Origin of the sequence: Salmonella sp. SG203 (assembly GCF_013350575.1) — a bacterium.
GTDB lineage: Bacteria > Pseudomonadota > Gammaproteobacteria > Enterobacterales > Enterobacteriaceae > Salmonella > Salmonella enterica.
Genome location: NZ_SNMT01000008.1, coordinates 126,492 through 138,439, shown reverse-complemented (window position 1 = coordinate 138,439; position 11,948 = coordinate 126,492). Strand labels below are relative to the sequence as shown.

The window sequence follows — 11,948 nt, the reverse complement described above, 5'->3', positions numbered from 1 at the left end:
AGTTGCACATGAATAAATTTATTATCAAACCGGAACCTGATGAACGAATTAATTTGATTTGCTTTCCTTATGCAGGTGGTTATAGTTCAACATATATGCAATGGCAGAAATTACTATCTGAAAAGGTAAGGGTTTGTCCGGTCGCTTTATCAGGTAGGGATATAGGCCATGATACTCTAAGGGAACTTAATTATGACGTTATGGTAACCAGAATGATAAAGGATATCCTTCCTCAACTGGAAGGTTGTGTTTATGCCATATTTGGACATAGCCTTGGAGCATGGTTAAGCTGGTCTTTAGCTCTTGAGGGAGAATGCAATGGAAATCCACCATTATGTTTGATTGTTAGTGGCCAGCAGTCTCCCTATTCAATTTATCCATATGCTGATGTATCTAAAGTAGATAATAAGGAATTATATACTTTTTTAAAAGATTCAGGAGGTATGGACAATATTGATTATCTAGATTCAGAAATCAAAGAGTCATTTATTAATATGATTCGTAAGGATATTATGTTATGCGAATCACATGTATCATGTTCTTATGATGTGAAAATTAATATACCCGTTTATGTATTTGGTGCTAAAGATGATAAATTGATCGCTAGTGAACATGTTGATGAGTGGCGGATAGGTACAACGTCAGATGCGACATTTTATTGGTTTGATGGTGGTCATTTTTATTTAAACAAGAATAAGGAAGGAATTTTAGATATTATAAATAACATACTTCTAAAATATATTTCGGAAAAAAATTAATGCAATTGCGGAGTTAATTATGAAAAACAATCTATTATCAGAATATAATCAATTTAGTTTTTCTTTAATGGGTGATTTTAAAATAAAAAGATATAGTAATAAATGTAGTTCTGGACTGACTATGAAATTATATAAAGGTATAAATATCATTATGATATTAGAAGGCGAAGGGTATATTTCCTATGATGATCGTAACATCAAATACTCTAAGGATAATTTGGTATGGTTTAATCAATTATGTGATAAGAGCTTAGAAATTAAACCAGTAAAAGATCATCTAGAATTTGTTTACTATGGTTTTTGTGAAGAAATAATGAATAAAAATGTCAGATTAAAAGTGAGTGGAGGTGAATATATGATTCTAAAAATTGGGAAGCTTTTAAGGGTGTTGATTTTACAGAGTCTCTATTTGCCATGTAAAAGTATTTCAAGGGAACTATTTATTCTGGGGAAAGCGATGGAAATAATATCTTTAATAACTTATCAAATTTGCGGCTTTAATGACTACTTTGAGGAAAATGCGTTTAGACATGATAATAAAATAAAAAAAGTGAAGGAAATTCTGATGGAGGAATATCAGGATCCTCCTGACCTGAATGAACTTGCTAATCGAATTGGCATTAACACAAAAAAACTAACGAAGAAATTCAGAGAGCAGAATGGGAAAAGCATCTATGAGTGGCTACAGGAGTACAGGCTACAGATGGCATATTGCTTAATCTGTTGTAACTTTGGGAATATATCTAAAGTTGCATCTGAGATAGGTTATACAACTTCGCATTTTTGTTCAGTATTCAAGAGGAAGTATGGTATATCTCCTGGTGACTTAAAAAATACTGGTTGAAATTATATTTAATATATGGATTTAATCTATAGCTTAGAGTTTTTTGCTGCTATATAATATAACAAATGTGTATTCTTACGTGGCGTGACCAGTTATTCTCACTGTTCATCTTTGGCAGAATACACAGTGAATTCAATTCTGAAAATTAACACTAAGTTTTCATTCTTAGAACTGAAAATATCCTGAGTATCTGCTCTTTGCACATTTACACGAAATGCGGGCATAAATATTTTTTGCGAAATGATGGCCACATTCTGCGGATGTGGCCATCAACATGGTTTGGCTCCCTGCCTTAGTATCATAATTTTAGTACCCAAGAACAGACGGATATTTACATTGATATTTTTTCACACTCCCAAGGTTTTTGTATAATTAATACCTCCTTCTCTAAAGGAAGATTTGAATTTTTTAAATACTAGTTAAACAATAAGGTCAGGATGGTTTTGAAATGACATTTTATCATCGATGGGTAATATGGATTGCATTATTTTAGTTTTAACTGCAACTATTCCTACAAAATTATACCATTTCATAAATATATCGATTACAACGAAACCCGAATCTTCAAGTATCTTTATGTTTTCTGATAACGTCAAAGGCATCAAAATACCTCTGAGACTTTTGGCTTTTGATAAAACTTGTTCAGAGTTTAATCCAGATGATTGTTTCATATCCCAATAAAGCTCAAGCCATATATCTTCAAAGTACGAAGATTCAGCTCGTACTTTTTCTACGATGATAAATGCGCCACCTTCATATAAATCTCGCGATACACGTTCTACTACAATTCTGCGTTCAGAAAGAGGTAAAAATTGTAGTGAGTAAATTGCAGTTATTAAACCAGCTGCAGGGAATTCAGTTACTGAAATTATATTTTGATGTAGGAATTGTATATTTTCATCGCCACATTTAATTCGTGCTTTTTCAAGCATAGGAAGACTATTATCGATTCCAATATATCTTATATTTTTCTTTGATTTGTGTTTATCTTTAAGTCGATATATGGTTTCACCTGTTGATGTGCCTAAATCATAAATAGTTGTACCATCACGTACAAACCATTCGCTTATATCAGAAATCATTGTCTGGACTTGATCATAGAAAGGTACACTACGACGGACGTGTTCGTCAAATGCTTGCACAACTTCATGGTCAAAGCGCCAATTACCTGGTAGGGCGGTAATTAATTCATCTACAGATTCTTTATTTAAATTATTATCATTTGTTTTATCTATATTCCCACTTTTCATTTTAAACTCCTATGATAAGATTATAAATTGACGTTGTTTGTCATCATTGCCCATAAAAAAAACAAAACAGATAAAATAAATAGAATGAAAAATTTTAGGTTCCAGGATCTTGGCGTATTTTTAGCATATAAAATGTATTCTTCTTTGAATTTAACTCTAAGTACTTTACGCTCTTGAATTTCAATGAAGGTTTCATTTATTATATAGTATAAAGGAAGGAGTAAAGTCGTATAAATAGCTCCCAACATCAGACTTAAACCTAAATGAGCAAAAAAATCGCCCATTAACATTGGATGTCTTAAAACACGATATTGTCCGTCTGTAATCAAGTGTGTAGGAGAGAAAAAATATTTGGAAGTTGCTGTCAGATTGGATTTTGTGGCTCGTACTGTAAAATTAAGAAACCATATAAATAATATTAATCCATACGTATGCATAAATATAGCTGGAGTTGTTATATTATTATCAGTCCAAAAACCTATTCTGGGTTGAGGAAAGAAAGGCATAATAATCCAAAATAAAGATGTAAAACCTCCCACAAAACAAAAATATCCAGCTTTAGTGAAAGTTTTTTCATCTTTATGTTTAATTGCCAAGACGTAACCTATATAATAGCTAATTAATCCGACAATCGACAAAATGATGAATATAGTTTGGTATAACATTTCATTATTTAATTTTATGAAGTTGAAGAATTCCATTCTGTATCCTTTAATTAGATTAAACATGATGGATTTTAAAATTTATAACCATTTACATGTACTCCATTACGAAATATATCGGGAGCCGAGTCGATTAGATCTCCCCATGCTTCGGGATATTGTTCCATAAATGACATTCTTTTAATTAATTTCATATTTTTTATTTTAAGGTCCGTTGGGCTATTTAACCACCAATTAAAAGTCACACCTATTTTTTTAAAATCTTCTCTGGTATTCATAAAATCATTTACTTCTTTGGTATGAGAGTCGAACCAAATTTCGTTGTTAGAAATATTTTTATTACTTACATTCAAAATTGAATTGAAGATTTTGAATACTTGGTCTTCATTAAAATACAGAAGTATACCTTCTGCTATATATATTTTTGGCCTATCATAATATGCTTCCTTTATGTATTCGAAGCATTGTGATTCAAGAATCGAAAAGCCTTTATTTATAACTGTATCGCTAGTTTCTTTTACATATTTCTTTCGAATCTCTATTACTTCTGGCAGATCGATATTTAGTGCGTGAATTAACGTTTTTTTCAATCTTAGTAGTCTGTTATCTAAACCACAACCTAGTGTGATAAGAACTCCATTAGGATTTTTTTGTAAAAAATTATCCACTTGCTGATCTAGTGTTTTAACTCTTACTGCGGTACCGATTTGTGTCCCCTTTTGTATCAATTCCATATCTGGAAAAGGGATTCCTAATTTAGTTACTATATCATCTGCTTGTTGATCTTTAAATAAACCATTTTTCTTGCGGTTTTCAAGAGCTTTCATGGTTAATGGTATAAAAAGAGTGTTTGCTAGTTCATTTTTAAAATTCATTTTACTCTCCTTTTTATATTGCAGGGAAACCCTGCAATATATATAAATAAAAGTTTTTACAAACTGCCTTCTATTGTCAATGCAACATTTCGTGGAGTACCATAATAGTTACTCCATTCAGGCGAGAATAATGCACTATAATAGTGACGATCAAATATATTATCAATATTAAGTGAAGCCTTCCAATTATCAGAAATCATATAGCTCAAACGAGCATTAAACAAAGTGAATCCTCCCTGACGTACATTTTTACCATAGACACTAGTGTAATGACTCTGAGCTTGAATACCACCTCCTATACTCCAGCGACGTTGATCCCATGGTAAATCGTAGTTTGTCCAAAGTCTGAAAATATTTCTTGGAGCAGCGCTATTATATGTGGAAACATTACCACCTCCTGTAGTTTTACCTGTCGTTGTTTTACTATAAGTATAACCAGCATATAATGTCCAGTACGGTGTTAAATATCCATTGGCTTCTAACTCGATACCCTTAGTAGTTGCCTGTCCACCATTCATATAATATGACATTCTTCCCTTGCTATGCAGTGGATCTATAAGCGCAGTATTTTCCATGTCCATTCTGAAAATAGCTATTGATGTATTCAATGTGTCATTTAAAATTGAATTTTTAAATCCAGTTTCATAAGTTTTCCCAAGTAATGGATCAACTAATTTCCCATCATAAGTTTGATAGTTTTGAGGTTGATAGACGTCAGCATAACTCGCATACCATGACCAGTTGGGAGCAAAATCCCATATTAAGCCACCATAAGGTGTAAAATGACCACTTGTTTCAGATGCGGATTTTAACGAACTTTGTTGATACCAGTTCTCTCTTCCGCCAATAATCAATGAGAGAGGTGTTGCTAATTTAATTCTGGCTAATCCATATAACCCTTTATTGATTTCTCTGGTGTGTACTATAGTTGAAGGCTCACTTAAAGATGGTTCGCTGAGATGAGATATATCAAAATGATAAACATTTATTGGAACATAATATTTTTCTTTATACCCTGCCCCCCGCCTATCAATATGTGCATTAGTATAACTTGCTCCAAAAACTAATTGATGTTCCAAACCAAAAGCATCTATTTTTCCTGTTAAGTTAGTATCAAAACTTAGTTGATTATTGTTAAAATAATCTGCTCCTCCAAAGAGGATACCTCCGCCATCTCCTGTGTTTTTATTTACACTTCCATAGAAAACACCATAGTGAACATTACTTGTCGCATGTTGATAATCGATATTAAACTTACCTTGCCATAAATCATTTATTTTTTGATTTACTTCCATAAACAATCTGGTGGTATAAAAATTGTAGGAAGACCATGGTGCATCAAGATTAGTGTTACGAGACAATTGGAGGTCATCACCGTTACTGGCCATTGGTAATCCACCAATTCTTGGATTGCCTGTATTTTGCTGATATTCGGCACCTAAACGTAATAATGTTGAGGGTGTTAAATCACTTTCAACAGTCCCATAAGCTAGGCGAGAATGTTCTTTCGCACGATCGTAAAATTGGTGTTTATCTGACCATGCAAGTACCGCCAGACCTCTTAAAGTACCATCATCGTTTAGAGGTCCCCCAACATCCACTTGCTCCCGGTAATATTGCCAGCTACCAGCCTGTAATTTAACGTTTAATAAAGGGTCTTTTGGTGCCCGTTTTCGTATTAGGTTGATAGTTGCTGAGGGGTTACCTGTACCGTGTAAAAGTCCATTAGATCCTCTCAACAATTCAATTTTATCATATGCCGCTAAATCTTCTGGCATTCCTGCTGCAGCACCAAGTAGCTGAGGAACTCCATCTAGTTCAACAGAGTTGACACGCACGCCGCGAACATACCATGCATTTGTGTATTGCATTGCAGGTACAATTGTAAAACCTGTTGAATTAGCAAGGGCATCGTCCAGTGACTGAAAATTTTGCTGTTCGATGCGATCTTTATCTACCATGCTGACAGACTGAGGAATTTCTCTGAGAGTTAATGGTAATTTAGATAGTGTTGTTTGATTCCACTCCGCATTTTCCGCAGAGTATGGTGTTGCAGTTACTATAATTACATCTGAGTTATCTTTGGTTTTCGGTTCTTTAACGCTTTTATTTTTATGAACTACATCACTAGCCAGTGCGTTTGAAGATGCCCCTAAAATAAACATAGTAATCAATGCAATACTAAAAGAGTTTGAATATTTATTCATAGTTTTTTGCAATTCCCTAATGATTAAAATTATGAAATGAGAATCAGTATCATTCATTGCGGGTGGAAATGTCTTCCGTTATTGAGTCTTTTTGTATCGATTGCCGGACATATTGATTCAAAAATGAAGACTCAACTTTTCGAAGTCGTTTCCGTGACATAATGAACTGGACCATGAAGTATCTAGGGAAGAAGCCCATCAGCGATGGGCAGTATCCGTCTGATGAATAAATTACATCTGAAGGATGAAATGCATCGTATTCTTCGCTCTTACACGCCGGGAGAGTAAGACAACAGTCTCCCATAATGATACATACGACCCCGTCTCCGGGGCCGTATAAAGGGGTCAGTTACCACAGATTCTTCGCGAACCCATCAGGGAGTGAAACAGGCTGCGCAGTTCTGGTGAGGCATTGCCAACATGACTGCGTTTCAGCGGTCTGTTTTTTGGTGCAACCGGTACAGCTTTTTCCGTGTCCCGGGTCAGTACCACGGCGGTCATCCTGATTTGATTGTGGGGGGCTGATGAACCTTCGTTACGGACAGCACGAACTTCGCAGGTGACGCGCTGGTTCCGCCGGGAGATATAGGAGACCTGGAAAGACGCGCGACGGTCATTGATACCAAAGGTTTCGGAAATGTCTGTACGACTGACTCAGTCGTTCTGTTGCTGCGCCCACAGGGCAATCAGAATGTAGAGTGGTTCGTCAGCATACTGCTGTAACGAAGGGGAGATAACGAACGTGTCATGGTTACTCTGGGCGGTTTTTTTCCTGCCACAGGCTAGTTCCGGTACGTAATTTTGCGGTGTGGTTTCCATAATGTTTATTCCTGAACAAGTAGAAATAAAACTCACATGCTTTTATTTATAATAATGAGCGATATAAATTCACCCTTTTATTACTAATAAGAAAAAATACACAAAGGCATAATGATTTGTCATAAGGGATGCCTGTTATAGTTTGTCGGGCATCTGTTAATGATTTTAACTGAGAAGTTCCGTAAAAAAGTAAAATACGGCGTTTATGATGAGCGAATCATCATCTTGTTTAGTGTTTGTTTATTAAATAACGTTTCAAATTAGTGCTCCACTTGAGTTTTTAGCTCGATTTTTGAGCGGAATGGTTCATTAAAGCATAGGTGCTGTGCCTATCGGGTGTTCTGGCTAGGTGGCTACATTCTGGGCATACCCCTTGATGTACAAGGCTTCCGGAAAAGTGACCTACTATTTTGAAACGTTATTTAAAATGAGTATTGAATGATTGCTATTTGATATTTAACTCGTGGTTACTTTATTTAATTTACGTAATCATTTGAACATTACCGCCAGCAGGTGTTAAGCATAACTTAACCATTATTATTATGTTTATTTGATAGGGAAATACCGATGGCCTTTTCCTGGACGGAAGAGCGGATTAATTACCTGCGGGAGAATGCCGGGAAACTGAAAGCCCGGGAAATTGCGGATGCTCTGGGTACAGATATTACAGCGGTACGCAACATGGCGGTCAGGCTTAAACTGAGCCTCCGGGTACCCGGATATACCCACGAACAGGTGGAAGCGGTACGCGAACTGTATGCGTCACAGGGCGATATTTCCATCCGGGAAATCAGCAGACTGACGGGGCTGGCGCACGGTGTCGTCAGTTACATTCTGTACGCTTCTAACCGGAAAACCCGGCCGCAGTACCACCGGGTGAGATTCATTGAGTTTGAAACGGAAGAAGGCGTGAGGCTCTTCGTTCAGGCTGAACTGGTGGATGCTCACCGTACCCGTACAGAATCGCTGACTGGCGGACAGGGGCCGCATGATATCTGGCTTCTGGATGGTACGCATTATAAGGGGAAAAACGTTTCTTTCGCTGAGCGGATAATGTCCGGGGACGACAGACGTCACAGGGCATGACAGAATAGCAAATATGCGTACCAGTGACCTGTGATTAACGTTAATTTACGTCGGGGTTTGTCCTTTCCCCCGATAGCGAACATCGGTATGACCTGTTATGTCGTATTCACTCCTCGCACGTTGATAAAACGGGCCCGGCTTCAGCCCCTGAAGTGGCTTCTTTGCCAACAATAAAATTTCATTTCCGGGAATACAATTTACGCTGGCGGCGTGCGCGTATTGTTCCCACTATGGCCGGGTTACTGTTAATGAGGAGGTCCCGGTTATGTCTTATTCTGATACACCCGAACAGTCTGCCGTCATTGACTGGCAGGGAACGCGTCTGGTGGTTGGCGCCTTTGCCGGCACAGGCAAGACCACCACCCTGCGGCGTTTTGCAGAGCAGAACCCTGATGAACGGATGCTGTATGTGGCCTACAACCGCGCCATACGCGATGAGGCTCAGCAGAAGTTTCCGTACAATGTGACCTGCAGGACATCGCATCAGCTGGCGTTTGCCGCGACGGGAAAATATTTCACCACACGGATTGCCGGCAACCTGAAGGTGACCGATATAGCCCGCGCCCTGAACAGCAAAAACTGGCGTCTGGCCGGTAATGTGCTGGTCACGCTGAACCATTTTATGAGCAGCGCGGATGAGCAAATCATGGCGATGCATACGCCGGATGAGGAGGAGTTGTCCGGCGCGGAGCTGGCGCAGACGCTGGCCGCCGCGCAAAAGGTCTGGCTGATGATGACCGCCCGCCGGGGCGATTTCCCCGTCACCCATGACACCTACCTCAAGCTTTATCAGCTCAGCAGGCCGAATCTGTCATCCCGTTATTCCACCATTCTCTTTGACGAAGCCCAGGATGCTAACCCGGTGACCAGCGCCATTGTGCTGAACCAGTCCTGCCGGGTGGTACTGGTTGGCGACCCGCATCAGCAGATTTACCGTTTTCGTGGTGCGGATAACGCGATGAATGCCCCGGCTCTTGACGGGGCTGACCGTCTGTGGCTGACGCACAGCTTTCGCTTTGGTCCGGAGGTGGCGAACGTGGCCAACCGGCTGCTGGCGCTGAAGGGGGAGACGCGTAAGGTTACCGGGAAAGGTGGGCCGGACAGGGTGGTGGAAACGCTCCCCCGGACATGCGGTCACCGTGCCGTGCTGCACAGGACGGTGTGTGGCGTCATCGGTACGGCGCTGCATTACTCTCTGGCCGGAAAGAAGGTGTACTGGGTGGGAGGAATGGAAAGCTACAGGGTGGAGGACCTGCTGGACCTGTACTGGCTGTCGGTGGACTTACCGGAACGGATGAAGAAGGACACCCTGACGCAGAATTACCGGGACTACGCGGAATACTGCGAAGTGGCGGAAGAGACGGGGGACCCGGAAATGAAGCAGTCGATGAATATCCTCGACCAGTTTTTCCCGCTGCCGGAGAGGCTGAAAACGCTGTGGCAGCAGCGGGTGGAAGATGAGCGGGAAGCGGATGTGACGGTGTGTACGGCGCACCGCAGTAAGGGGCTGGAATGGGACACGGTGAAACTGTATGACGACTTTGCCGATATTCTGGACCCGGAGATGCCGTCGGACAAACGGGACGATGAACTTAACCTGCTGTATGTCGCCGCCACGCGCGCCCGGCGGACGCTGGTCCCCGACCCGGTGATACTCGAGGTGCTGGTGCAGCCCCCGGCAGAAGACATTCTGTCCCGTCCGGATAGCGGGGAAGACAGTGACAGCGCTTCTGATAACGATGGTGGCATCGCCGGTGACGATGCTGAAGGGGAGGCGAGGGATGTGGCGTAAACTTTTCGGGCTCAGTGCTGTTGATAAGGGAAAGGAATCGACGCCGGAAGCGCGCGGATATCTGCGGCCTCTGACGGCGGAGGAGATACTTGACACGGAAAACCGTCAGGGGCTGCTGAAACAGATACGCGATAACAGCCTGATGACAAAGGAAGGGACAGAGCAGTATTACCTGCAGCCGCTGCGCCACTGCGTGAATCTGATGCAGCTGTTGCCGGTCACGGAGAAGGACCATCATGCGGTGGTGGGCGGCCTGGTGGATTTCACGCTGACGACGGTGGCTTACGCGCTGCGTTTATCCCGGGGATACATGCTGCCGCAGGGTGCCGGGGCTGAGGAGCAGTCAGCGCAGGCGGCGACCTGGAACGCGGTGATTTTTTATGCCGCGCTGTGCCGGTCGCTGACGGTGTTTGGCCTGCTGGAAGGGGAACTGGCTGACAGCACTCTCTGGCGCCCGGGGCTGGTTGTGCCGTCACAGCCCTACCGGCTGCGTTTCTGTAAGGACCGGGAGGAGAGGGCGAAGGCACTGGCGGTATTGCTGGGGATGCGGTTGCTGCCGGAGAACGTGGTTGTCTGGCTGGGCAGGACGCCGGCGGCGCTGGACACGCTGCTGCGTATTATCAGGGGGGAGGACAGCCCCGGATGTGTGGTGTCAAAAATAATCAGCGAGGCGGCTGAACTGGCAGGTGGTCAGCCGGCTGAAGCCCGGAAGACGCCTCAGCCGATTGTTTCTGCTCCTGTGGTACCAGCCCCGGTCACGGTCGCGTCAGTCGCACCGCAGGGAACGGCGACGCCGTCGACGGGACAGGAACATACTGTTGTTGTGGCACCGGGGGCAGGGATGGTTCTGGGGTCGGCCCTGGTTGCCGGAGCCGAAAATACGGTTGTATCCGCTTCTCTGCAGCCCGCTCCGGTACCTGAAGAACAGGCAGATCAGACAACCGGTGATGTACTGGCGCTGATGGGGTTCAGTACTACGGAGCCACAGGAAGTTCCCTGCACGGTTTCGGGGGATGTGATCCTGAACAGAGAGACAGTTGAGAGGGAAACTGAACATGACGAAGTACCAGCGGAAACAGTAATTTCTGGTCAGCCGGATAATCTGCCGAAACCTGAAGACAACAGTGGCAGACAGTTCTGGCAGTGGCTACGCGAAGGTCTGATTAACGGTGAAATATCCGTGAACTCTCCAGGTTCTGCTGTTCATATTATCTGCGGATTTGTTTTTATCAGCGTTCCTGCAATTTTTTACCAGTTCATTAAATCAGTGCCTGGCGTGGAAGAGAAACCCCGGGAACAGATACAGGCCGCTTTCGAACGTCTCGGCATGCACAAAAATGTTAATAACCAACGCTGCTGGCAGTGTTGCCTGTATGAAAAACCGGATGGAACAGGTGGGTATAAAAAATTTTCAGGATATCTTATCCAGCTGTCGCTGGTTTATCCCAGAGAACAGTATCCCGAAGACAGTATGTTTCTGAAGTTTTCCAGAGGAATGCAGTGATTACAACATGATAATTTAAAGTGTAATAAAATACGTCAATTTTACATTTTATGAAACATTTTTGCGCTTGTGTCTGATCATCTGCATTCAGAAATAATATTCCTGAGCGAGAATGCTTCGTATGAAATATGGTATCAATCGTTGATGCAGG

Annotated in this window: 9 protein-coding genes and 1 pseudogene; 5 read left to right on the top strand and 5 right to left on the bottom strand. The window is 41.8% G+C overall.

Going from position 1 to position 11,948, the window contains the following annotated elements:
* Window positions 1-8 precede the first annotated feature (8 nt).
* Both HV477_RS13790 and HV477_RS13785 read left to right on the top strand, forming a co-directional pair.
* Entirely contained in the window at window positions 9-758 is a 750-nt protein-coding gene (locus HV477_RS13790; RefSeq protein ID WP_175065087.1) for a thioesterase II family protein, read from the top strand.
* Window positions 759-777: 19 nt separating this feature from the next.
* Window positions 778-1,602 (top strand): helix-turn-helix transcriptional regulator, encoded by an 825-nt coding sequence (locus tag HV477_RS13785; protein WP_175065086.1) that lies wholly within the window; start codon window positions 778-780, stop codon window positions 1,600-1,602.
* A 419-nt stretch (window positions 1,603-2,021) separates the two neighbouring features.
* Here HV477_RS13785 and HV477_RS13780 read toward each other — a convergent pair whose 3' ends face one another.
* From HV477_RS13780 to HV477_RS28420, 5 genes and pseudogenes are all read right to left on the bottom strand, one after another.
* On the bottom strand, window positions 2,022-2,852 hold the full coding sequence (locus HV477_RS13780) for a methyltransferase domain-containing protein (RefSeq protein ID WP_175065085.1): 831 nt from the start codon (window positions 2,850-2,852) through the stop codon (window positions 2,022-2,024).
* A 20-nt stretch (window positions 2,853-2,872) separates the two neighbouring features.
* The gene (locus HV477_RS13775; RefSeq protein WP_175065084.1) at window positions 2,873-3,553 is read right to left on the bottom strand and encodes an isoprenylcysteine carboxylmethyltransferase family protein; all 681 of its coding nucleotides are present in this window, start codon (window positions 3,551-3,553) and stop codon (window positions 2,873-2,875) included.
* 35 nt (window positions 3,554-3,588) lie between these two features.
* Window positions 3,589-4,389 (bottom strand): class I SAM-dependent methyltransferase, encoded by an 801-nt coding sequence (locus tag HV477_RS13770; RefSeq protein ID WP_175065083.1) that lies wholly within the window; start codon window positions 4,387-4,389, stop codon window positions 3,589-3,591.
* Between the two features lie 56 nt (window positions 4,390-4,445).
* Window positions 4,446-6,596 carry a TonB-dependent siderophore receptor gene (locus HV477_RS13765; RefSeq protein WP_175065082.1) on the bottom strand — a complete coding sequence of 717 codons (2,151 nt, stop codon included), beginning with the start codon at window positions 6,594-6,596 and terminating at the stop codon, window positions 4,446-4,448.
* 345 nt (window positions 6,597-6,941) lie between these two features.
* Window positions 6,942-7,415: pseudogene (locus tag HV477_RS28420) on the bottom strand (CaiF/GrlA family transcriptional regulator).
* Window positions 7,416-7,982: 567 nt separating this feature from the next.
* Here HV477_RS28420 and HV477_RS13750 point away from each other — a divergent pair.
* The 3 genes from HV477_RS13750 (at window position 7,983) to HV477_RS13740 (ending at window position 11,797) form a co-directional block, all read left to right on the top strand.
* Window positions 7,983-8,501: a hypothetical protein gene (locus HV477_RS13750; protein WP_175065080.1), complete on the top strand. Its 519-nt coding sequence runs from the start codon at window positions 7,983-7,985 to the stop codon at window positions 8,499-8,501.
* A 265-nt stretch (window positions 8,502-8,766) separates the two neighbouring features.
* Window positions 8,767-10,293: a UvrD-helicase domain-containing protein gene (locus HV477_RS13745; RefSeq protein WP_175065079.1), complete on the top strand. Its 1,527-nt coding sequence runs from the start codon at window positions 8,767-8,769 to the stop codon at window positions 10,291-10,293.
* Window positions 10,220-11,797: a TraI domain-containing protein gene (locus HV477_RS13740; protein ID WP_175065078.1), complete on the top strand. Its 1,578-nt coding sequence runs from the start codon at window positions 10,220-10,222 to the stop codon at window positions 11,795-11,797. The genes HV477_RS13745 and HV477_RS13740 overlap by 74 nt, the downstream gene beginning before the upstream one ends.
* Window positions 11,798-11,948: the final 151 nt, after the last annotated feature.